This window comes from Halopseudomonas salina, assembly GCF_014637955.1.
Taxonomy (GTDB): domain Bacteria; phylum Pseudomonadota; class Gammaproteobacteria; order Pseudomonadales; family Pseudomonadaceae; genus Halopseudomonas; species Halopseudomonas salina.
In genome coordinates this window covers 219545-242501 of the sequence record NZ_BMFF01000001.1, presented here as the reverse complement: position 1 = coordinate 242501, position 22957 = coordinate 219545, and the positions used below count along the sequence as shown (strand labels likewise).

The following is a 22957-nucleotide window of genomic DNA, read 5'->3' as shown; positions in this document are numbered from 1 at the left end:
TCGCCCTTAATCCCGCCAATGCATACTCCAGCACATCATTCTGCAGGCGGGGGCACCGAACACATGAAGTGGCGGCATTTTCCGGTTTTACCTGTTTTTCTATTGTGGAGCAGCCTGGCATTCGCCTTCGGCAGCCTCAGCAGCGGGACCGAAGGCAATGCTGAGTTTCTCCCAGTCGAGGAAGCGTTTGACCTGTCTGTCACGCGCAGTGACGACGGTGCAACACAGCTGACCTGGCGCATCGCACCCGGATACTACTTGTATCAGGAACGCCTGACCTTTTCCGGGTTGAATGCCCGACTCCATCCCACACTCCCCGACGGCACAGCCTACAGCGATGAATTCTTTGGTGATTCGCAGGTGTACCGCGACTCGCTGCAACTGACCATTCCGGCGGAGCACTCAGGCGCGTTCACGCTCGGCTGGCAGGGCTGTGCCGATGCCGGTTTATGCTATCCGCCGCAAAGCCGTGATATCGGTACCAACGTTCAGGAGCCAGCGTCTGATACGCAGGCCGAAGACCAGCGCATGGCCGGTCATCTTAAGGCCTGGTCACTGCCGGTAGCTTTGGCGCTATTCTTCGGGCTGGGGCTATTGCTGGCATTCACACCCTGCTCGCTGCCCATGCTGCCGATTCTTGCTGGCCTGGTGGTGGGCAGTGGCGCGACCCCTCGCCGAGGACTGATGCTTGCATCTGTTTATGTATTCAGCATGGCGTTGGTGTATGCCGCACTAGGCGTGCTGGCGGCGCTGATCGGCGGCAACCTGCAGGCCGTCTTGCAGCAACCCTGGGTTGTTGGCAGCTTCGCCGGGCTCTTCGTCCTGCTTGCGCTACCGATGTTCGGGCTCTTCGAACTGCAACTACCCGCCTTTGTTCGGGACAGACTGGATCAGGCCGGACGCAAGCAGACCGGCGGCCATCTTGGCGGCGCGGCGATGCTCGGAGTATTGTCCGGCCTGCTGGTGGGCCCATGCATGACCGCACCACTGGCAGGCGCGCTACTGTATATCGGCCAGACTGGCGACATGCTGCAGGGCGGTCTCGCGCTCTTTGCTCTGGGTGTAGGCATGGGCGTGCCGCTTTTGCTGCTGGTAACAGTCGGCACCCGCTTTCTCCCACGCCCCGGCGCCTGGATGAACCGGGTCAAGGTGGTATTCGGCTTCGTGTTCCTGGCCGCGGCCCTGTTCATCGTTCGGCCGGCGCTGGATGCCTCCCTGTGGCTCGGCCTGATAGCCGTATTCCTGCTGGGCGCTGCCATCACCTTGATGCATACAGCCCGCGGCAGCACTCACAGCACGATGCTGCATACCGCCGCCACGCTCGCGGGCGTCTGGGGCCTGACGCTGCTGTTGGGCGCTGCCGGTGGTGCGATCAATCCCTGGCAACCCTTGGCAGTCTATAGTGCATCGGCCACAGCCGCTCCGGCAGAGAGCGATATGGACGCCTTTACCACCCTGGATACGCCCGCCGAGCTGGATGAGCAACTGGCCGCCGCCAGGGCAGCTGGAGAATGGGTACTGGTCGACTACTACGCAGACTGGTGTGTGTCCTGCAAGATCATGGAACAGAACGTGTTCGGCAAGGCCGATGTGATGGCCAGCCTGGATGGCGTGAGATTGTTGCGACCGGACGTCACTACCAACAGCGCCGCGAGCCGTGAATTGCTCTCGCGCTATGCTATTCATGGCCCGCCTACCCTTCTGTGGTTCGGGCCAGATGGCGAGGAGCGACGCGCCCACCGCATCACCGGCGAAGTCAACGCGAGTGAATTCATGCAGTCGTGGCAAACCACCCGTGAGGACGGCTAATGCTGACAGTCAATATCGGCCCGCTGGCGATGGCCAGCTCACATCTCATAATGTTGGTCAGTCTGTTTCTGGCGACGCTGACCGGTTGGTGGATGGGGCGTCACCGCGAGCGCAATCCGGAAAAACACCTGTTCAATCTCCTGCTGCTGGGGTTGGGCGTCGCCCGCCTGGCGTTTGTGGCCCTTTATTTCGATCACTACAGAGACGACCTCTGGCAGGTAATCGACATCCGCGATGGCGGTTTCATCATCTGGCCGGGCATCGTAGCGGCGCTGGCTGCAGGCCTGTGGCTTGCCTGGCGCGACCTGACTCTGCGCCTGCCTCTAGGCGGGGCGCTGGCAGTCGGTCTGATCTTCTGGGGCGTGAGCAGTTACATGCTCCACACCCTGCAGCAAGGCACACAACTCCCGGACATGACGCTGCTCGACGTTGAAGGTGAACAGGTATCACTTGAGGATCTGAACGGCCGGCCGCTGGTGGTCAATCTGTGGGCCACCTGGTGTCCACCCTGCCGGCGTGAAATGCCGGTACTGGCCGACGCCCAGCAACGGGAAGCCGACATTGTCTTTGCCTTCATCAACCAGGGCGAAGGCCAGGGCGAGATAATCCGCTTCCTGCAAGACACCGACCTGACACTGCACAACGTCCTGCTCGACAGCGGCGGTCAGTTTGGCCAGCAGGTCGGCTCTCAGGCGCTGCCCACCACCCTGTTTTACAACGAACAAGGCCAGCAGGTCGCCAGCCACCTGGGCGAACTGTCCGCGGCGAGCCTGTCCCACCAGATTGCCAAACTCAAAGAGGAAGAAACGCCATGATCCGACTACATGCAAAATATGCACTCCCCGCCCTGCTATTCACCCTGACGCCCTTCGCCAGCGCTGAAGACTGGCCCGCGCCCATTGCCGCTACCGTCAAGCACGGTGTCGACATTGTCGGCCGCTTCGACGCCCCCGCGGGCCTGCAGGGTTTTGCCGGCAAACTCAATGGACAGGGCCTGGCACTGTACCTCACCGAGGACGGACAGCACGTACTGGTCGGCACCCTGCTGGATGCCAACGGCACAGATATCAGCCAGAAACATCTCGACGAATTGGTGTATCAACCCATGGCAAAAGGCATGTGGGCGCAGCTGGAAGCCAGCGACTGGATTGGTGATGGCGCTGATGATGCCGAGCGCGTGGTCTATACCTTCACCGATCCCAGCTGCCCGTTCTGCAGCATGTTCTGGAAGCAGGCACGTCCGTGGGTAGAGTCAGGCAAGGTGCAACTGCGGCATATCATGGTCGGCATATTGCGTGAAGACAGCCCCGGCAAATCCGCCACCATTCTCGCAGCAAAGAATCCCGCGGCGGCATTGCATGACCATGAGTCCGGTGACGGAGTTGTGGCGATGAAGACGATCCCGGCGGCGATCGAGCAGCAGCTAAAAGCCAATTACGATCTGATGAGCCAACTTGGCGCCCAGGCCACACCGGCGATCTTCTTTCAGGATGACCAGGGACGCATGCAGCAGCAACAGGGCGCACCCCGACCGGATCGCCTGGCAGAGATCATGGGGCCGAGATAACACAGCCCAGTGTATTTATCTGAGCGCCGTCCGCGCCCTGCGCTGCCGATGAACTGAGCGGCGCAGGTGTTTATTCATCCCTGGTGGCTCGCACATCGAATTCAACGGCCAGTTCCAGCGTCTCGGGTTCATTCCCCTCAGGCTTGCCCTGCAGTTTCAGGGTGCCCTCATATCGTCCGACAAAATGCGCCGAATCCCCTTCAATCTCGCTGATGCTAAGCTCCCAGCCGGCTGGCGTATCCTGGTTTCCATAGTTGGGCATGAATCCATTGGTATGGAAATAGGTCACTTCCGGGGGGCTTATCAGCGATCCATTCATCAACGTGAAATTGATACTCAGGGTGCCCTGGGTGGCAAACTTCTGCTCCACATGGCCCTGCAACCTGACTGTCTGCATGCCGGGAGTCAGCTCCGAAAAAGTTGCCGTTGATGCGCCTTGCTGCTTGAGGACATTCCAGCTTTTCGATTCACCATTGAGCGAACCCTCGATGGTGTCGGCAACTGCCGGATTCAGTAGCAGAACAGCGACAATACAACTGGAGAGGCTTAGTCTTTGGCGGAGGGTTTGGTTGGGAAGCATCATGGTCACTCCTGTGGTTATCAGTTTTACGACAGCTCGGGCCGAGGGCTGGCCGAGTGAGGACAGGAGCAAAGCCACATTCTGGATCGGTGAAGGCACGGACATCCTGTCAGGGTCATACGGTTCTCGACATCGGCCGGATCGACCCTGAAAGTCTAGACCAGAAATCCGGGGCTCTCTCACTTGAGGAACAAAACAAGCCAATCCTGATCCGCCTGGCACCCAAAAATGGCTGCAGTAGCAGTGAGGCTCCTGCTGCACTGCTTTGCCACGAACTAGTAGTTGAAAACCCGTATCCCTTCATGAGAAATGTGGCCGTTCAGGGCCGCCTCTGCCTTTTCCAGAAGCTTTTCCAGCGTCACACCCTCAAGGTCAGACAAGCTGATGCTCACATCTATGTCCGGCTGAATCGTTACCCCCTGGAGAATGATTGGCCTGGACAGCTTGGCAACAATAGCAGTGATCACGTTGAACAGATCCTGAATCGAATGCACCGGTATCACTGCACCAAAGCGCGCCATACTCGGATGATGGACGGCCAACACTTTGGAGTCAGGTGATTTCAGACGCTCAGCGAGACATTCCAGAACATGGTTCCTGACGACAGGCCCATTGCGACGATAAATCTCGTCTATCCGTTTAAGACGCATATGCAGGACTGCCACGTAGCCTCCGCCCTTTTCTGACAGACGGATCAATTCGGCAAGTGAATCAGCTGACGGCGTTTCGATGGGAGCACTGACTTGCAGTAACTGCGCCTCAGCCAAGGCATTTTCATGGTTGATCAGCTCGCTGAACTGTTGGCCGAAAGTAATCAACCAGGAACGTTCCAGGCGGCTCATGAAGCGAGGTAGCGTATCCATGATACAGAGGGTACCTATGGGCTTGCCGCTGGGACCTCGCAGTACGACACCCATGTAAAAGCGCAGAAAGGGAGGGCCCAATACGGAGGGATGGGAACAGAACAATTCGTCGTCCTGTATATCTGACAACTCAAGCACATCCAGTTTGAGCGCATGGGCACAGAAAGAGTCGTGGACTGAGCTTTCACAAACCTCAATTCCGAAAGATGCTTTTAAAAATTGATGCTTCCGGTCGACCATAGATACTGCCGCCATGGGCACCTTGAAGATCCGCGCCACAAGCTGCGTGTACCTGTCGAGAAGCGTTTCAATAGGTCCGTCAGGGTTTTCAGGAGAGTCTGAAGCAGGCGCTCCAGCCCCCATCATGACCTGAAGAGCTCGGATATTAGCCTCAAGCACTATGGAATATCCTTGTGTGATGTTGCTCCATCAAAGACTGAACAGCATGAGTATTTTAACGAGTTTAATACCGTGACAGATCCAACACCGTGCGTTAGCGTACATAGCAGCCTTCTCGTACACAGCGCCGTGCAAAGGGAACAAATCCAACCCTCGGCTTGATTCCATGCAAGTGATGCCCTCCCGCCCTCTCACAGATACCCCTCCCGCGACAACCTCGGGCCAAATAACACCCCGGAACAAGCCCTCCCTGTCGAGTGTCACAAGGAGGGCCTGTCCAATAACGGAGTACCCTGCATGCCCCAGAAACGTGATCCTCGGCAGAATCATTTGCTGGCGATACTACCCAAAGACGAGTACGACCGCCTGGCGCCGCATCTGGAGCTGGTCGAACTGACGCTGGGAGAGTCTCTGGTGGAGTCCGGGAAGACCATGCCATATGTTTTCTTTCCCATTGATTGCATCATTTCGCTGCTCTGCGTGATGGAGGATGGGAGTTCTACAGAAACAGCCCTAGTTGGAGCCGAGGGCATTGTTGGCATCTCGCTTTTCATGGGCGGCGAAACCACGCCGAGCCGCGCCATCGTTCAAAGCGCTGGCAGCGCCTATCGCCTCAAGGGTCAGCTCTTGAAGACCGAGTTCAACCGTGCAGGCTGCCTGCAGGATATGTTGCTGCGCTACACCCAGGCGCTGATTACCCAGATGGCCCAGACCGCTGTGTGTAACCGGCATCACAGCCTGGACCAACAATTGTGCCGATGGCTGCTGCTGAGTATGGACCGACTGCCCACCAACGAACTGGTGATGACTCAGGAACTGATCGCCAACATGCTGGGTGTGCGCAGGGAAGGCGTCACCGACGCAGCGGGGGATCTACAAAGGGCTGGCTTGATTTCCTACCGCCGTGGCCGTATCAGCATTCTGGACAGATCTGGCCTGGAAAGGCGGGTATGTGAATGCTATGCCGTGGTAAAAAAGGAATATGACCGCCTGCTCAATTATCGACACTCCGCTTGATCACCATGCACGATCAACCATGATTGAGTGTAGCGAAGGTGTGATTGCGTACATAAATTTCCATGTGTGCTCCAGCGTACCGACTGGATAAAAAGCCGGTGTTACTGTCCCTGTTGTCGTCGATAGAGCGTTGTTTTTCTATCGCTTTCTGACCTCGGGGTTCCATGATGTTCTTTGCATGTGCCGATGGCCAAATTTTCATGCCTGGAGTGCATCAATGGATCAAACCGCTGTTCTTTCCAATCCCAACCGACTTCTCGATAGCCTGACTGCTCAGGAGCTGGAGCGTTTTGTTGCGGACAGTGACATGGTGGACCTGAAGTTCGGTCAGGTACTGGCAGAGCCTGGGGAACGGATCCTGCACGTCTACTTCCCAATAGACTGCCTTGCCTCGCTGATCGTGACCTTGGAAAGCGGAGCACGTCTGGAAGTTTCCATGGTGGGAAACGAGGGGATGGTGGGAGTGTCACTGATGCTCGGCGTGCAAGAGAGCTCGATACAAGTATTGGTCAAGGGAGGGGGTACGGCATTGCGCATGTCATCGGCCTGCTTCCAGGATCATCTGGAACGCAGCCCCGCCCTGAAAAAAGCGATTAAACGCTATCTCAATGCATTGATGAGTCAGATAGCCCAGTCCGCAGCCTGTGCCCACTTTCACGCAGTGGAACCACGTCTGGCACGCTGGCTGTTGATGACCCACGACAGAACCCAGGGTGACCAACTGCACCTCACCCACGAGTTTCTCTCTTCGATGCTGGGGGTAAGGCGTTCAGGTGTGACCGTGGCAGCCAAGGCCCTGCAAAGCCGTGGATTGATCGGCTATCAAAGGGGCAAAATCACCGTGCATGACCGCCCCGGCCTGGAAGAAGCCTCCTGTCACTGCTATGTGGCTGATAGGCAGATCTACGACCGGATGCTTGAACGGGTAGCCTTTTCCTAAAAGCAGTGAAAACCTGAAGATTAAAATCGACAAAGCCCCGATAAACGGGGCTTTGTCGATGCAATATGGCGGAGAGAGAGGGATTCGAACCCTCGATACGCTATTAACGTATACACACTTTCCAGGCGTGCGCCTTCAGCCACTCGGCCACCTCTCCGCAATTCTCGAACCCGGCAGGGCCGGTTCCAAGGCGCGCTAATTTACCGAAAGCGCTTCTGTTTAGCAAACCCTTTTTCCCTGGTGCAGACCGGCACCGGCGTATTACTGCGGAACTGGCCGGTCAGCTTTATCTTGGTACACTGCATTCCACACGCGACCATGTCAGGTCGCCTCCACACAAAGGGAATATTTCATGAACGAGCTCGTTTCCTACCAGTTCTCCGATGGCATCGCGCGTCTTACCTTGAGCAACGGCAAGGTCAATGCGGTATCTCCGGCTGTTGTGGAGGCATTCAACAAGGCGCTTGATCAGGCCGAGCAGGACAAGGCCGTTGTAGTTATCACCGGGCAACCCGGCATTCTCTCCGGCGGATACGATCTCAAGGTCATGACATCCAGTGCAGACGCGGCACGGGACTTGGTTGCATCCGGCTCAACCCTGGCTCGACGCATGCTGTCTCACCCCTTCCCGGTGATTGTTGCCTGCACCGGCCACGCGGTGGCCAAAGGCGCTTTCATCCTCCTCTCTGCCGATTACCGTATCGGAATCGAGGGCCCGTTCAAAATCGGCCTGAATGAAGTTGCCATCGGCATGACGATGCACCATGTAGGCATCGAGTTGGCCCGCGCACGCCTGACCAATAGTGCGTTCAACCGCTCGGTCATCAACGCAGAAATGTTCGATCCGGCAGACGCGGTAACTGCAGGTTTTCTGGACAAGGTAGTATCCGCCGAGGAACTGGAAAGCAAGGCGATGGAAATGGCCACGCAGTTGACCAAATTGAATATGACTGCACATCGCAATACCAAGCTCAAGACGCGCAAGGAACTGCTGGAACTGCTGGACCGCTCCATTGCTGTGGATAAGCAGCACGCTCTCTGATAAAAACGGGCGTTACGACTCGAATCGATTTGCCCGGACAAAACACACCGGACTGACTTATTCTGGTGTTTTTTGTTCAGGGGAACACACATGGATTCGCTTTCTCAGGCACTGCTTGGCGCCTCCGTCGGCGGCGCCATGCTAGGCCGCTGGCATGGCCGCAAAGCCCTGGTTGCCGGCGCACTGCTCGGCACCTTGCCAGACATGGACGTGGTGCTGGACTTCGGCGATGCGGTAGCCGACATGACCTACCACCGGGGCTTCAGCCACTCGCTTTTCGTACTCACTGGTCTGAGTTTGATACTCGCCTGGCTCGCAAGACGCCTGCGTCCCCATCCTGATTACACGGCAGTCCGACTATGGCTGTGCATCTGGCTGATCTTCGTCACCCACGTGCTCCTCGATGCTTTCACCACCTACGGGACGCAACTTTTCTGGCCAATGACCACAGCACCGGTGGCGATCTCAAGCATTTTCATTATCGACCCCCTGTACACCTTGCCATTGCTGTTCGCGGTAGTCGCCGGCCTGATTATCGGCATGAATCGCGCGGGCCTGCGCTGGCAACATGCGGCGCTGGTGATCAGTAGTCTGTATCTGCTCAGCACCCTGGCCGGCAAGCAGATGGCGGATTACCGGCTCGATCGTGCCCTTGCGCTCGCGGGCGTTGAAACTGAGCACCGTTTCAGCTCTCCCACGCCTTTCAACACTCTGCTCTGGCGGGTGGTGGCTGTAGACGGAGATGATTATTACGAAGGACTCACCGGATGGTTTGATAGCGAGCTGCCGAAACTGGTCAAGTTGCCGCGAAACTACAGCGAAGCAGCGCTGGCCCTTGAGGGCTCGGAGCAGCATCACAGGTTACGCTGGTTCACTCGTGACATGCTGCGCTACGACCTTATTGGGAGCCAGTGGGTAGTGACCGATCTGCGGCTGGGCATGACTGGCTATCACCCGTTCCGTTTTGCCCTAGCCACCGTTTCCGACGACGGGAAAACCACTTCATTAGTCCGTGACTCCGAGCTGTGGCCTGCGCCGGCGGCTGACCTGGGGCAGCTAGGGGGGCTGTTCCGTCGTGCGATTGATGCTCAATACCGTTTCCCCCTGGAGTCCCTGGCGAACAACCTGGGCGACATGCCAGCAGCATCTGGCGCGACACCATAGGCTTTTCCATAACCGCTGATGATGCCAGGCAACAGCGCAACAGCAGCCGCTCTCTGCGATAATGCAGGCATCACCCCTACGGACACAGAGCATGACAGCGGAACTGAGCGCAACCGGCGGCGAAAATCGCCGGGGCCTGGCAATGATTGCTGCCCTGCTGGCAATTTTTACCACGATCTTTGCCAGCAATCTGCCAACCCCCCTGTACTCCTACTGGAAGGATCAATGGGGGTTTTCTTCCACAGCGCTAACAGCGGTTTTTTCCATTTATGTACTTGGGGTAGTAACCACACTGCTCATCCTCGGATCGCTATCGGACAAACTCGGTAGACGACAGATGATGGTGCCGGGATTGGTGTTCATACTGGCCGGGGCGAGCGCATTTCTCCTGGCCACAGATATCTACGGCCTGGGCCTGGCGCGCTTGTTGACCGGCATTGGCACCGGCCTGGTTACCGGAGCAGCTTCGGCCGCTCTGGTAGAACTTGAGCCCAATGAGAACTGGACTCGTGCGGCGACTCTTTCGGCGCTGTTCTTTACCCTCGGCGCCTTCGCGGGCCCCACGGTCAGCTCGATTGCGCTGCACTTCGGCACCGGCGCTGCTTTCTGGCCTTTTCTGGTCATTATTGCGCTAACTCTCGGCTCCATCATTCTGCTACTGTCCGCACCCTGGCCCACTCACCTCGGTCAGCGCCAGCACAACTTCAAGCTGCGCAACTGGCGACCGACCACCATCAAGGTGCCACGCGAGCTTCTGGGTGCGTTCATATTCGCGGCCGCCGCTATATGCCTGGCCTGGTCTACCGGAAGTCTCTACGCATCGCTGGGTCCATCACTGGCCATGAATCTGACCGGCATCAGCGATCGCGCCGTTGCGGGTCTATTTGCTGCCGCCTGGCAGTTGATGGCGGGAATTAGTCAGTTTGCCTGCCAACGCCAACCCCTCAACCGACTGCTGATCGCCGGGCCCATCATGCTCATCACCGGCCTGGTGATCATGGCAGGCTCAGTGCTACTCAGTTCGCCCTCGCTGTTTGCACTGGCAACGTTGGCCACTGCTACCGGGGCCGGGGCCACCGGGGTGGTGGCAATTGCCTCTATCAGCCAGGTAGCACCACCGGCAGAGCGCGGCGGGATCATCTCGGCGTTCTACCTGATGGCATACCTGACAATGGCTTCTGTGGTGCTTGGCGTCGGTTTTACCAGCGACGTGATCGGTTTTGGCACAACCGTGCTGGGCTTCACCACCCTGATCTCGATCGCCGCACTGGCGTTGATGGTTACCGCTGTGCGCAGTGGCCGTGCAACTTTCTGGTGATTACCCGAGCCACCAACGCCAGGCGAAGAAGCACAACATTGCACCGATAATAGTTACCAAAAGGTTGCGCCATCGCGCGGCAAGGATGATCGCCACAATACCGCCTACGAGATAGGCGTTATCCACACCCAGATCCAGTTGGCTGCCATCAGGCATGAGCATGGCGGGTGCCACTATTGCCGTGAGCACGGCCACCGGCACGTAATTCAAGCCCTGGGCAACCCAGGGGGTAAACCTTACCCGGTGCCCGGCAGCAAAGAGCGTGTAACGGATAGCAAAGGTGATCAGAGCCATACCCGCTACCAAAATGATCTCATGGAAAGTCATGCATCACCTCCCTGGCCCGACTTGGGTCGGCTGACCAACCGCTCGGCTGCAATGCCAGCCATGACACCGACGAGCGAAGCAAGCATCAAACCCAGCTTGTAAGGCAATCCGTGGGCCACCACGGCGACAGCCCCGGCAGCCAGCGCGGCAACCAGCATTGGCCGGGTTCGTAACAAGGGCACGACGATACCGATAAAAGTGGCGACCATCGCGAAATCCAGACCCCATTCGGCCATCTCCGGCAGCGAACGACCAAGCAGGACGCCAATCAGGGTGCAGACAAACCAGTTGCTGTACATCGCCAGGCAGGAACCGAAAAAATACCAGTGTTTGTCTTCCAGGGGCTCATCCGGGCTGAGGTAATGCCTGTGCGCTACCGCATAGCTTTCATCGGTCAGCCAGAACGCCAGCGGCAGACGCCAGCGCTGCGACAGATGGCGTACATAGGGCAGTAGGCTGGCGCTGTAGAGCAGATGCCGCAAGTTGACGATCAGGGTAGTGAGCAGAATGACCAGCAGCCCGGTACCCGAAGCAATCAGCCCAATGGCGATGAACTGGGCCGAGCCGGCAAACACCAGAGCGGACATGGCCAGGGTTGCGGTTGCAGAAAGCCCGGACGAAACGGCCAGAGTGCCGAAAATTATGCCGAATGGCAGAGCGCCGACCAGCATCGGAATGGTGTCCCTGGCTCCGACTAACGCAGACTTGCAACGCGGTGACATGCTTTGGCCCTTTAACGATCAGGCGAGCGAAACTACGCTCTGGCGTTGAAGCACACAAGATACAGTTTGGCGCGAACAGGCCTCAGTGCAGATTCACATAGCGGCTGATCAACGCCCGGAGCGCAGCTGGTTTGATCGGCTTGGGCAGGAAGTCCAGACCCGCAGCACGTATCTGCGCTACCAGTTCGCTACGACCATCGGCACTGATGACCACCCCTGGCAGGTCCTCCGCCAAACGCCCGCGTAGCCACTGGACCAAAGCAGTGCCCGTGTCGCCCGCATCCAGGTGGTAATCCACCAGAATCAATTGCGGCCGGAATCCGGAATCCAGCAGTTGCTCGATCTCCACCCGATCCTTTGCCACCGCGACATGACACTGCCAACGGCTGAGCAAGCTATGCATGCCGGTCAGGATATTTTCCTCGTTGTCTACACACAGCACCTGGGCGCCGCAGACAGTAGGGCTCGGTTGCACGGCAGCCAGCCGTATGCGGGGCCTGACGGCCGTGGCAACCGGCAGGGCGACACTGAAGACGCTGCCACGGCCTGGCCAAGAGCGCACCGCCAGCTCATGACCCAGGACCCGACAGATACCGTCGGCAATGGCCAGTCCCAGTCCGAGGCCTTTTTCAGCCTGGGTGTGGTGGCTGTCCAGCCGCTGAAACTCCTCGAATATGACTCTCAGCTTATCCCCGGGAATCCCTGGCCCGCGGTCCCACACCTCGATCCTTAACTGACTGCCCTGTCGCCGGGCACCAAGCACGACCTTGGAACGCCCCGCATAGCGAAATGCGTTGGTCAGAAAGTTCTGCAGCACCCGACGTAACAGGCGCATATCACTGCGCACGCGCAGTTGGCTGTCATGCACGCGCAGCTCAACACCCCGTTCGACAGCCAAAGCGCCAAACTCGATACGCAAGGGTTCAAAGAGTTCACTGAGGGCAAAGTCATTCCATTCCGGCGTGATGCGACCGGCTTCGAGGCGAGAAATATCCAGCAAGTCGGAAATCAGATCCTCGGCTGACCGCAGGGACGTATCCAGATGGTGCACCAGCTCTTCTGCCTCGGGCGGCAGGTTGGCCTGATGGGACAAGGACGCCGAAAACAGTCTGGCGGCATTCATGGGCTGCATCAGGTCGTGGCTTACTGCGGTGAGAAAGCGGCTTTGGGACTGACTGGCGCGCTCGGTCTGAGCCTTGGCCAGTGTGAGTGCCTGATTGAGCTTCGACAGCTCACTGGTACGTTCGGCAACGCGCTGTTCCAGGCGCTCGTTATATTCTTTCAGAGCCTGCTCTGCCCGGCGAAATTCAGTGATATCGGTAAAGCTCATGACAAAGCCACCGCCAGGCATCGGATTGCCAATGATCTCAATAACCTGCCCACTGGGGAACTGCCGTTCGGAACGATGGGCGTTGCCCTTGCGCATCCAGTTAATGCGCTTGGTCACATGCTCACGGGGATCACCGGGGCCACACAGGCCACGGCTAGCGTTATACAGGATCAGATCAGCAATGGGCGTACCTATCGCAATCAACCCTTCGGGATATTCGAACATGTCCAGGTAGCGTCGATTCCATGCCACCAGGCGCAGCTCGCGGTCGACCACACTGATTCCCTGGCTGATATTCTCGATAGCACCTTGCAGCAGCCCGCGGTTGAACTGCAACACTTCGGTGGCCTCATCGACGATGCGTACCACGTCGTCGAACTGCATGTCCCGGCCTTCGATTGCTGTCTTGACTACGGCCCTGGCCGAAGAGGCGCCCAAGACCCCAGCCAGCAGACGTTCACTGTGGGCAATCCAGGCGCTACCGGCAATTTGTGATCCGGACATAGCGCCCCCCCGGGTCAGAGAGAAACGCTCGAAGCTGCGTTGCGCGCGCTCCTGGCCAACGAACCGCCCAGCCAGCAGTAACAGATCATCCACTGTCACCCGCAGCAGCGCCCGGCTGGGCCCTTCCTGCCAGGACGACGAATCAGGGCTGACAAAACGACTGGCCTGCCAGTGCTCTACCACCCGGGTCCGACTGAACCCCGATACCAGTATGAAAAACACCACGTTGCCAGCCAGCGCAATCAAACTCGCCAGTGTCAGGTTATCCATCGGAAGATCCAGCGGACCGCCGTAAAGGGTATTCAGCAGCGGCCAGCCCTCCAACTGCCAGCCCAGCAAAGGCAGGATCAGCGTGTAGAACCACAGACTGCTGCCCACGGCCAGACCGGCAAATACGCCAGCACGGTTGGCCTGTTTCCAGAACAGCGCCCCGAACATGGCCGGCGCCAACTGAGCTATGGCGGCGAAGGCGATTTGTCCAATGCTCGCAAGTGTGCCAGCCGAGCCAATCAGCCGATACACCACGTAAGCGAGCAACAGAATAACCAGAATGCTGGTCCGCCTGACATTCAGTAGCAGACCGCGAAACTCTTCATAGGTCCGTTCCGGCCGGTTCCGATTGCGCAGCAACAACGGCAACACAACATCATTCGATACCATGGTACTCAAGGCACTGGCAGCCACGATCACCATGCCCGTCGCCGCCGATGCGCCACCAATGAATGCCAATAGCGCCAGGACCGGACTGCCCTGCAAAAGTGGCAGGCTGATCACATAGGAATCTGCCGACACTGTCGGGCCCAGGGTCATCTGTCCGGCCAGGCTGATAGGAAGTACGAACAGACCTGCAAGAATGAGATAGGCGGGAAACACCCAGCGGGCCAGGCGCAAATCACCAGGTTCGATATTCTCGACGACAGCCACCTGAAATTGTCGGGGCAGACAGAGAAACGCCAGGATGGCAATGAACGACTGAAATAGCAGATTGGTGAACAAGGTATCGCGCTGCCAGTACTCTTGTAGCTCCGGGCTGGAAGTGGCCCGCTGGAGCAAGTCCCCCACTCCGCCGAACAGACTGAAGGTGACAAAAATACCTACCGCCAGAAACGCCAGGAGCTTGACCAGGGACTCGAAAGCAATAGCCAGCATCATGCCCCGGTGGTGTTCGGTAGCATCAAGGCTTCGGGTTCCGAAGAGAACAGTGAACAGAGCCAGGACAAAGGTGATGATGAGTGCGGTATCTTCGGCACCGCTGGTACCGGCAAGGGTCCCACTGCCGGTCATGGACGAGCCGCTGAGCAGGTTATACCCCAGCACAATACCCTTGAGCTGCAACGCGATATACGGCAGAACACTGACCAGGCACAAGATGCTGACTGCTACCGCAAGCCCTCGGGATTTGCCGTAGCGTGAGGCAATAAAATCGGCAATCGAAGTGATGTTTTCCTGTTTGCTGATCGCAATCATGCGAGCGTAGAGACGCCACCCGAACAGAAACAGAATGACTGGGCCGATATAGATCGGGAGAAAATTCCACAACTGATCGGCGGCCATGCCCACTGCACCAAAGAACGTCCAGCTGGTACACCAGACCGCCAGGGACAAGCTGTAAACCCATACACGGAGTCGCGGATTGAACTCGCTGGTCTGCCTGTCGCCCCAGAACGCGATAGCAAACAGCAACGCCATGTAAAGGAGAAATATCGAGGCGACCAGCAAACCTGAAAGCATCACGTAACGACACCTTGAACAAGGTGACCAGTCTGTCAGGCCGCCCTGGCTTTGCCCAGCAACCCCGACTACGACTTAGGTCTAAACATCGGACGATTGTTGCAGTCCGGGCTAGAAGTTTTCCAGCAGAACCAGGCCCCAGACAACCGCCAGCAGAATGAGGCCGAGCATTTGCGCAGCGCTGCTCATGTCTTTCGACGCCTTGGACAGAGGATGGGTCTCAAGCGATATTCGATCGATTGCCGCCTCGATAGCCGAATTCAACAGCTCGATGATCAATGAGATGAGCACACTGCCAATCAATAGAGCTCTGGAAACCGGACCAACCGGCAAGACCAGAGCCACTGGAATCAGAATGATCGCCATCCAGACCAGTTGCCGGAACGCGGCTTCCCCGCGGTAGGCCGTCATCAAACCGTCCAGTGAGTAGCCACAGGCATTCCAGATACGCCGAAGGCCGGTAGCGCCCTTGTACGGATTGGTCATGCACTCTGACCCGCATGGGTCAGTTCCATTTGCTGCAACACCAGTGCCGCCTGGGTCCGGGTACGCACTCCCAGCTTACGAAATATAGCAGTGACGTGTGCCTTGACAGTTGCTTCTGACACACTCAGCTCGTAGGCGATCTGTTTATTCAGCAGACCATCACAGACCATGGTCAGCACGCGGAACTGCTGTGGCGTGAGACTGGCAAGCTGAGCGCTCACGGTCTTTTCCTGCTCCGATAGCGGTCCGCCACTGCCGGCTGCAGTTGGCCAACTTATGCCGCCTTCCAGCACTGTGCGCACCGCTTGCTGTATTTCTTCCAGGGACGAAGACTTTGGAATAAAGCCGCTGGCACCGAAGTCTCGCGCACGATTGACCACGGAGGACTCTTCCTGGGCTGAAATCACTACCACGGGGAGATGCGGATATTGACCTCGCAACAAAACCAGCCCTGAAAAACCGTAGGCGCCAGGCATGTTCAGATCCAGCAGAACCAGATCCCAACTGTCTCGCGTTTCCAGGCTAGCCTGCAGCTCGGAAATACTGCCCACTTCCGTGAGCTGAAGCTGCGCGTCAGCGGCCGAAACGAGAGCTTGGCGCAATGCGCTGCGAAACAGCGGGTGATCGTCTGCGATCAGAATATCGTAGGTGGGAGCCATACCTTATGTTCTCGATAATGATGTTATTTTTGTTGGCTTTGTGGTGCAAAGCGTGACAGCCGCCGGAGAACCCGTCAATTAACTGATTGTGCCGACCCAGCGGTCACGCGCTAATCCTGCGCAACTGTATCTGTTTTTGGACAAAACCTGTAGGCATACTCCGCGCCGGAATCAATCAAGCGGAGCCATGCATGAAATCCAGTGCCTACCGAGCCGACCTGCTCATGCTGATTACAGCTCTGATCTGGGGCTCGACCTTTGTCGCCCAAAGCAAGGGCATGGAGCATGTCGGCCCCTTCCTTTACACCGGACTGCGATTTCTGCTCGGCGCTCTGGCAGTTCTGCCTTTGGTGTTGCTCGCCAGGCCCCGCGCCGCTCCCGGCGGGTACCGATTTAGCCGGCCCATGCTGCTGGGAAGCCTGATTCTGGGGCTTGTCCTCACCCTGGGCATTAACCTGCAGCAGATCGGTCTGATGTTTACCACCGTGACCAACTCCGGATTCATCACCGGGCTCTACGTCATTCTGGTGCCAGTTTTCGGGCTATTCATCGGTATGCGCACTGGCATCGGCACCTGGGCCGGCGCAGCAATGGCATTGATCGGGATGCTGTTATTGAGCGTGAATGCAGACTACAGCATCTCACGGGGCGACTGGCTGCAGTTGACCGGCGCGGCCTGCTGGGCCGTACACGTGTTGCTGGTAAGCTCCCTGGCCAGCCGCTTCGATCCGGTGCGAGTGGCTTTCTGCCAATTTGTGGTGTGCGCTGTGATCAGCCTGGTACTGGCAGTGATTTTTGAGCCCATTGTCTGGACCTCAATCGTGCTGGCCGGGCCAGCCATTCTGTACGGCGGCTTGCTGGCCGTAGGGGTTGCTTTCACCCTTCAGGTAGTGGCCCAACGTGATGCCATCGCCTCCCATGCCGCGGTGATTCTCAGCCTGGAAGCCGTATTCGCTGCGCTGGCCGGCTGGCTGGTTCTCAATGAGACACTCAGCCTGAGGGGATTCATCGGCTGCTCCCTGATGCTCGCCGGCATGCTGGTAGCGCAACTGGTGCCCCTGGTTCTGGAAAGGCGACGGGCAATAGTACCCGTTCAGCAAGAGCCCGCCGGGCATCACTGAGTATTAGGTTTTCTGGCCAGATGCAGCGCGAGACGCTCATGCGCTGGTGTGTCCAGCGTGAACGGCCGATTGGCCCGCGACGCAAGGTAGGCTTCGGTAAAAAGGTCGAAATAGTCACCCAGCAACTGCGCATCGGCCTCATCGCCAGCCAGCGCCAGACAGGCAGCGGCCACTTCGACGGTACACAGATGCTCCTCACGACAGGAGCGTCTTAGGCGATAGCGCGAAAGTTGCTCGGTGCGCAGGCTCAGTATCGGCAACCCAGCCAGGCAAGGACTTTTACGAAACATCTTGCGGGCCTGCGTCCAGGTAGCATCAAGAATGACCAGCAGCGGTCGCTTACCTGAAGCGCTGCGCTCGGGTAGCTCCTGCACCACCTGCTGATCGGGTCGCGCGTACTCCCCGGGGAAAACGATATACGGCTGCCATTGGGGGTCTGCCAGTAAGTGCTCCAGCTGCGAATCCGTTTCTGTGCGGGACCAGACAAAAGCGTGGGTCTCGGGAAGACAGTCGGCTATCAACCTTCCGGTGTTGGTTGGCTTGAGCGGCTCCAGGGGATGCATGATCAGGCAGATGCCTACTGACGTTGCCAGGCTGGGTCGCCAGTCACACAGACATGCCCTGGGAGCAAGCAGGCAACCCTCGCAACGCTGCATGAACGAGCCCCGGGCACGAAAGGGCCTGGTCGATTTTTCACGCATCTGGCTCCGGAGCCGGTGAACCGCGTGCTCGGGATACTTCTCTTCGGTCATGGATTTCCACTTTCAGATTTGGTGCTCGGCCAGCATTCTGACACAATCAAAACCGCTCTGGTCGGGCTTGGCACGAACCAGTTCACTCCGGGATGGTCGAATGCTGCAGTCCGTCATACATTCCGGTCAATGGAGAATATTCATGCGTTGGTTAACCCTGTCCACTACCCTGCTCGTTGCAACCCTAATCGCCCTTCCCTCTCAGGCGCAATCGCTCAGGGAAATGCGCTTGCAGGAAACCCTTGAGGACATTGCCGAGCAAAGTAGCATCGGCACTCCTCGGCCACTCAATGATGACATTGTCGATGAAGGCTTCAGTGCGCGAGATGGTCACCTGATCAATTACCTTTCGGTCAATGAAGCTTATGCGGCCCAATTGCAGTCCGAGCCCCTGGTTGTACGCAGCCAGTTGCAGGCCAGCGTGTGCTCCAACCAGCAGTTTCGCCGCCTGATGGACATGGGCGCGACCCTGACCTACCACTTTGTGCTGACTGATACCACTCAGCCCGTCCTGACACACAGCTTTGTATCTGAACACTGTCAGTCCTTCTAGACTGTCCCAGATCAACGAACCAGCCATCAACGCCCGGCACAATGGAATTTTCAGGCGGAGAATATAAACATGGCTCTACTCACCTTCAAAGGCGCGATACGCCAGGTTACCGGCTCCTGTTATCTGCTGGAAGCCAATGGATCCCGGGTTCTGCTGGAGTGCGGCATGACCCAGGGGTACCGTCGGGAAGAGGCGCAGAATCGAAATCGCTTCGACTTCATGCCCGAGAGCCTCGACGCAGTCATTATCTCCCACGCGCACCTGGATCATTCAGGTCTTCTGCCCAAACTGGTGGCTGAAGGCTATAAAGGCCCTATTTATATGACCCAGGGCTGCGCCGAACTCCTGAAACTCATGCTCGGCGACGCCGCCGCCCTGCAGCAAAGGGACACTGACTGGGAAAACAAGTGGCGCAAACGTGCAGGCAAGCCCCTTCTCGAACCTCTTTATACCCAGGAAGATACCGACGCCGCTCTGCGACTGTGCAAGCACCATGAGTATGGTCAGGAAGCGACAGCGGCTAATGGTATCAATGTTACCTTCCATGAGGCTGGCCATATTCTGGGGTCGGCCGTCGTGGAAATAACCATTCATGAAGCGCACAACCTCACCCGCAAACTGGTGTTTTCAGGAGACCTGGGCAATGACCAGTCGCCCCTGTTGAAGCTGCCTGAAACCCTTAAGGAGGCAGACCTGCTGTTGATGGAGTCTACCTATGGCGATCGGGACCACCGCAACCTGGACGAGACCCTGGAGGAGTTCCAGCAAATACTCGATGCCGCCTGGGCCAGCGGCGGTAATGTCCTGATCCCGTCGTTTGCCGTAGGTCGAACCCAGGACATCCTCTACTATCTGGGCAAGTTTTATCAGGCCGGCACGCTCAAGCAACAGGCTGTATTTCTGGATAGCCCCATGGCGATCGCTGCCACGGAGATTTACGATCGTTTTCGCAAGGACTTCAAACCTGCTGAAAAAGCACTGATCGAAAGCCAGAAAAAAGGGGATCTCAAGCATTGGCTGCCGATCCTCAAATGCACGCCAAGCACCGAGGAATCCATGGCAATCAACCGCGTCTACGGCGGCGCGATTATTATTGCCGGCGCAGGCATGTGCAACGGCGGCCGTATAGTCCATCACTTCAAACACAATCTCTGGCGTGATGATTGCCATATCATCATGCCCGGCTTCCAGGCCAAGGGTACCCTGGGCCGTCGACTGGTCGACGGTGAGAAAAACGTACGCATTATTCATCAGAGCCTCGCCGTGAAGGCGCATCTGCATACACTCGGTGGATTTTCCGCACATGCCGGCCAGTCACAACTCATTGAATGGCTTGGGCACTTCAAACGCAGTCCTGAAATCTATCTGGTGCATGGTGAGCTGGAAAAGAGCGAAGCGCTTGCAGCGGCGATAAAAGCCCGCCTTGGCTGGCTGGCAACTATCCCGGAGCTGGATGAGCAAATAGCGTTTTGACGAGCATGCAAACTGATACTGGAACTGTCGATGACCGATGACAAAGACCCGGCGGACTACCTGACACGGCATGTGCAGACCGGTGGAACGGGGTTACAGCAAAAAATCGATGCGCTGGTCGATGCCAGCGCTGGCAATAGCGCAAACGCTCCGCTCTACCGTGAGATGATTCTCAACATCGTACGCATGGCACAGGCTGACAGGGACCGTTGGGACGCCAAGATCATGCTGCAAACCATTGCCGAACTCGAGCAGGCCTTCGCCCGACTCGAGATGTTCAAGCGCCGCCGCAAGGTAACCGTATTCGGTTCGGCTCGAACCCACGTTGACCATCAGCTGTATGCCCTGGCACGCGATATGGGCAGAACCCTTGCCCAGAATGACTATATGACCATCACTGGAGCTGGCAATGGCATCATGGGTGCAGCTCATGAAGGGGCCGGTCTGGACAACAGTCTCGGCTTCAATATCACCTTGCCGTTCGAGCAGCGCTCCAACGACATCGTATACAACACAGATCATGACCTGCGTTTCAGATTTTTCTTTTTGCGCAAGCTGTTTTTCGTCAAGGAAGCTGACGCGCTGGTTCTATGCCCGGGAGGCTTTGGCACTCTGGATGAAACCCTGGAGGTGCTGACGCTGATCCAGACCGGCAAGAGTCCGGTAGTACCCATTATCCTGCTCGACGTTCCCGATGGTGGCTTCTGGGACGGTCTGCTGACTTTTTTCAAAAACCAGATGTGTGATCAGGGATACATACTTGAGGCCGACTTCAATCTGATCACACTGGCGCGCTCACCTGATCAGGCCATGCAGGAAATTCTGCACTTCTACAGCAATTACCATTCATCCAGATGGGTTGATAGGCGCTATCAGCTGCGGATGCACAAGCCACTGAGCGATCTCACACTGGACCAGATCAACGAACAATTCAATGATATTTGCGAAGGAGGGGATTTCGAGCAGGTAGGTACCGGATGCCCAGATCCGGATGAGCCAGAATTGGATGGAATGCATCGTCTGGTATTCAGCTTTAACGGCCGCCATCAGGGCCGGTTAAGAGCACTTATCAATTACGTCAATCGAGTCGAAAATCTGCGAAACCCCGGTAGCGCATGAAATTGAGCTGTTTCGCACGCTGCTTGAGATCTTCTGCAGGGCCTTCAGGAAAGCGTTTGGCGAATGCCACGCTGGCCCGTTTGGACCAATCCCAGTCCAGTCCCAGCACGTCGCTGACAAGATGCTCGGCCACGCCGCGCTCGCGTAACTCCTCTGCAAGTCGCTGCGGGCCGTAACCACGCTGAACCCGGGCATGCACGTAGGCCTCGCAGAATCGCTCGTCGCTTAGTAGGCCATCTTCCTGCAATTGATCGATCACTGCTTCACACTGGTCGGTAGAAGCGCCACGCAGCTTTAGCTTGCGTAGCATTTCGAGCCGGCTATGCTCACGTCGCGCCAGCAAGTCCAGCGCGCTGCGCCGGATTTCCTGGGGCGTTTCAAGCTGCTGCTGACGACCAAACATGATGTCGCGTCAGATTACAGATCAACGTCGGCGCTGGCCTCGACAGCCGCTGCCTTGGCGTTGCTGGGCTTGGGCAACAGCTGATCACGAATAGCCTTCTCGATCTCGTCGGCAATGGCCGGATTCTCGGCCATGTATTTGGCTGCATTGGCCTTGCCCTGGCCAATCTTGTTGCCCTTGTAGGCATACCAGGCGCCGGATTTCTCGACCAGGCCAATTTGCACGCCCAGATCGATGATCTCGGCATTGTGATAGATGCCGGAACCGTAGAGGATCTGAAATTCAGCCTGACGGAACGGAGGCGCCACCTTGTTTTTGACTACCTTGACGCGGGTCTCACTACCCACTACTTCGTCGCCTTCCTTCACCGCGCCGGTACGGCGGATATCCAGACGGACGGAGGAGTAGAACTTCAGCGCGTTACCACCTGTAGTGGTTTCCGGGTTGCCGAACATCACGCCGATCTTCATGCGGATCTGGTTGATGAAAATAACCAGGCAATTGGCGTTCTTGATGTTACCGGTAATCTTGCGCAGGGCCTGGGACATCAGGCGGGCCTGCACACCGACGTGGTGATCACCCATCTCGCCCTCGATTTCGGCCTTGGGTACCAGGGCTGCTACCGAGTCGATGACAATTACGTCGACCGCGTTGGAGCGTACCAGCATGTCGGTAATTTCCAGAGCCTGCTCACCGGTATCAGGCTGAGAAACCAGCAGATCATCCACGATCACACCAAGCTTGCCGGCATATTCGGGATCCAGTGCGTGCTCTGCGTCAACGAAAGCACAGGTAGCACCTTGCTTCTGCGCCTGGGCAATGACCGAGAGAGTCAGTGTGGTTTTACCTGAAGATTCCGGACCATAAATCTCGACGACCCGGCCCCTGGGCAAACCTCCCAGGCCCAGGGCAATATCCAACCCCAGGGAACCGGTTGAGATTGACGGGATGGCCATACGCTCTTGATCACCCATGCGCATCACCGCACCCTTGCCAAACTGACGTTCAATCTGACTCAAGGCAGCCGTAAGCGCCTTTTTCTTGTTGTCGTCCATTGTGCATCCTCTTGGAGTGGCGG

General features: G+C 57.5%; 22 protein-coding genes and 1 tRNA gene. 12 read left to right on the top strand and 11 right to left on the bottom strand.

Features of this window, described 5'->3' with window-relative positions:
* Positions 1–63 precede the first annotated feature (63 nt).
* Genes dsbD through dsbG form a run of 3 tightly spaced genes read left to right on the top strand, consistent with a single transcriptional unit; the run spans position 64 to position 3376 of the window.
* Positions 64–1809 carry a protein-disulfide reductase DsbD gene (gene dsbD, locus IEV54_RS01155; RefSeq protein WP_150277658.1) on the top strand — a complete coding sequence of 582 codons (1746 nt, stop codon included), beginning with the start codon at positions 64–66 and terminating at the stop codon, positions 1807–1809.
* On the top strand, positions 1809–2624 hold the full coding sequence (locus IEV54_RS01150) for a TlpA disulfide reductase family protein (RefSeq protein ID WP_150277659.1): 816 nt from the start codon (positions 1809–1811) through the stop codon (positions 2622–2624). Before dsbD ends, IEV54_RS01150 begins: the two co-directional genes overlap by 1 nt.
* Positions 2621–3376 (top strand): thiol:disulfide interchange protein DsbG, encoded by a 756-nt coding sequence (dsbG, locus tag IEV54_RS01145; RefSeq protein WP_150277660.1) that lies wholly within the window; start codon positions 2621–2623, stop codon positions 3374–3376. The genes IEV54_RS01150 and dsbG overlap by 4 nt, the downstream gene beginning before the upstream one ends.
* Positions 3377–3446: 70 nt before the next feature.
* On the opposite strand, the gene IEV54_RS01140 is transcribed toward dsbG, so the two are convergent.
* Together IEV54_RS01140 and IEV54_RS01135 are read right to left on the bottom strand one after the other, a co-directional pair.
* A complete protein-coding gene (locus tag IEV54_RS01140) occupies positions 3447–3959 on the bottom strand; it encodes a hypothetical protein (RefSeq protein ID WP_150277661.1) in 513 nt (170 codons plus the stop codon).
* Positions 3960–4231: 272 nt separating this feature from the next.
* The gene (locus tag IEV54_RS01135) at positions 4232–5218 is read right to left on the bottom strand and encodes a GAF domain-containing protein (protein WP_150277662.1); all 987 of its coding nucleotides are present in this window, start codon (positions 5216–5218) and stop codon (positions 4232–4234) included.
* 297 nt (positions 5219–5515) lie between these two features.
* Here IEV54_RS01135 and IEV54_RS01130 point away from each other — a divergent pair, with 297 nt between their 5' ends.
* Both IEV54_RS01130 and IEV54_RS01125 read left to right on the top strand, forming a co-directional pair.
* On the top strand, positions 5516–6235 hold the full coding sequence (locus tag IEV54_RS01130) for a Crp/Fnr family transcriptional regulator (protein WP_150277663.1): 720 nt from the start codon (positions 5516–5518) through the stop codon (positions 6233–6235).
* 217 nt (positions 6236–6452) lie between these two features.
* Entirely contained in the window at positions 6453–7175 is a 723-nt protein-coding gene (locus tag IEV54_RS01125; RefSeq protein WP_150277664.1) for a Crp/Fnr family transcriptional regulator, read from the top strand.
* Positions 7176–7241: 66 nt separating this feature from the next.
* On the opposite strand, the gene IEV54_RS01120 is transcribed toward IEV54_RS01125, so the two are convergent.
* A tRNA-Ser gene (locus IEV54_RS01120) sits at positions 7242–7332 on the bottom strand.
* Between the two features lie 195 nt (positions 7333–7527).
* Between IEV54_RS01120 and IEV54_RS01115 the strand changes: the two genes are divergently transcribed.
* The 3 genes from IEV54_RS01115 to IEV54_RS01105 all read left to right on the top strand — a co-directional run bounded on the left by IEV54_RS01115 (position 7528) and on the right by IEV54_RS01105 (position 10699).
* Entirely contained in the window at positions 7528–8217 is a 690-nt protein-coding gene (locus IEV54_RS01115) for a crotonase/enoyl-CoA hydratase family protein (protein WP_150277665.1), read from the top strand.
* A gap of 90 nt (positions 8218–8307) precedes the next feature.
* Positions 8308–9381, top strand: a complete 1074-nt coding sequence (locus IEV54_RS01110; protein ID WP_150277666.1) for a metal-dependent hydrolase — start codon at positions 8308–8310, stop codon at positions 9379–9381.
* 91 nt (positions 9382–9472) lie between these two features.
* Positions 9473–10699, top strand: a complete 1227-nt coding sequence (locus tag IEV54_RS01105) for an MFS transporter (RefSeq protein ID WP_188434277.1) — start codon at positions 9473–9475, stop codon at positions 10697–10699.
* On the opposite strand, the gene IEV54_RS01100 is transcribed toward IEV54_RS01105, so the two are convergent.
* The 5 genes from IEV54_RS01100 to IEV54_RS01080 all read right to left on the bottom strand — a co-directional run bounded on the left by IEV54_RS01100 (position 10700) and on the right by IEV54_RS01080 (position 16458).
* Positions 10700–11026, bottom strand: a complete 327-nt coding sequence (locus tag IEV54_RS01100; protein ID WP_150277668.1) for an AzlD domain-containing protein — start codon at positions 11024–11026, stop codon at positions 10700–10702. It abuts the gene before it with no gap.
* Positions 11023–11748, bottom strand: a complete 726-nt coding sequence (locus IEV54_RS01095; protein WP_150277669.1) for an AzlC family ABC transporter permease — start codon at positions 11746–11748, stop codon at positions 11023–11025. The genes IEV54_RS01100 and IEV54_RS01095 overlap by 4 nt, the downstream gene beginning before the upstream one ends.
* A gap of 82 nt (positions 11749–11830) precedes the next feature.
* Positions 11831–15316: a hybrid sensor histidine kinase/response regulator gene (locus IEV54_RS01090; protein ID WP_150277670.1), complete on the bottom strand. Its 3486-nt coding sequence runs from the start codon at positions 15314–15316 to the stop codon at positions 11831–11833.
* Between the two features lie 108 nt (positions 15317–15424).
* Positions 15425–15799: a diacylglycerol kinase gene (locus tag IEV54_RS01085; protein WP_150277671.1), complete on the bottom strand. Its 375-nt coding sequence runs from the start codon at positions 15797–15799 to the stop codon at positions 15425–15427.
* On the bottom strand, positions 15796–16458 hold the full coding sequence (locus tag IEV54_RS01080; RefSeq protein WP_150277672.1) for a response regulator transcription factor: 663 nt from the start codon (positions 16456–16458) through the stop codon (positions 15796–15798). Before IEV54_RS01080 ends, IEV54_RS01085 begins: the two co-directional genes overlap by 4 nt.
* Before the next feature lie 191 nt (positions 16459–16649).
* Here IEV54_RS01080 and IEV54_RS01075 point away from each other — a divergent pair, with 191 nt between their 5' ends.
* Entirely contained in the window at positions 16650–17579 is a 930-nt protein-coding gene (locus IEV54_RS01075) for a DMT family transporter (protein ID WP_150277673.1), read from the top strand.
* On the opposite strand, the gene IEV54_RS01070 is transcribed toward IEV54_RS01075, so the two are convergent.
* Complete coding sequence (locus IEV54_RS01070) at positions 17573–18331, bottom strand: tRNA-uridine aminocarboxypropyltransferase (RefSeq protein ID WP_150277674.1); 759 nt, start codon at positions 18329–18331, stop codon at positions 17573–17575. The genes IEV54_RS01075 and IEV54_RS01070 overlap by 7 nt on opposite strands.
* A gap of 142 nt (positions 18332–18473) precedes the next feature.
* Here IEV54_RS01070 and IEV54_RS01065 point away from each other — a divergent pair, with 142 nt between their 5' ends.
* The 3 genes from IEV54_RS01065 to IEV54_RS01055 all read left to right on the top strand — a co-directional run bounded on the left by IEV54_RS01065 (position 18474) and on the right by IEV54_RS01055 (position 21476).
* Positions 18474–18884 (top strand): PA3611 family quorum-sensing-regulated virulence factor, encoded by a 411-nt coding sequence (locus tag IEV54_RS01065; RefSeq protein ID WP_188434276.1) that lies wholly within the window; start codon positions 18474–18476, stop codon positions 18882–18884.
* A 69-nt stretch (positions 18885–18953) separates the two neighbouring features.
* A complete protein-coding gene (locus IEV54_RS01060) occupies positions 18954–20357 on the top strand; it encodes an MBL fold metallo-hydrolase RNA specificity domain-containing protein (RefSeq protein WP_150277676.1) in 1404 nt (467 codons plus the stop codon).
* A 30-nt stretch (positions 20358–20387) separates the two neighbouring features.
* Positions 20388–21476, top strand: a complete 1089-nt coding sequence (locus IEV54_RS01055; protein ID WP_150277677.1) for an LOG family protein — start codon at positions 20388–20390, stop codon at positions 21474–21476.
* Here IEV54_RS01055 and IEV54_RS01050 read toward each other — a convergent pair.
* Positions 21436–21879 (bottom strand): regulatory protein RecX, encoded by a 444-nt coding sequence (locus IEV54_RS01050; RefSeq protein ID WP_150277678.1) that lies wholly within the window; start codon positions 21877–21879, stop codon positions 21436–21438. The two genes, IEV54_RS01055 and IEV54_RS01050, sit on opposite strands and share 41 nt — an antisense overlap.
* A 14-nt stretch (positions 21880–21893) precedes the next feature.
* Positions 21894–22934 carry a recombinase RecA gene (gene recA, locus IEV54_RS01045; protein ID WP_150277679.1) on the bottom strand — a complete coding sequence of 347 codons (1041 nt, stop codon included), beginning with the start codon at positions 22932–22934 and terminating at the stop codon, positions 21894–21896.
* Between the last annotated feature and the right edge of the window lie 23 nt (positions 22935–22957).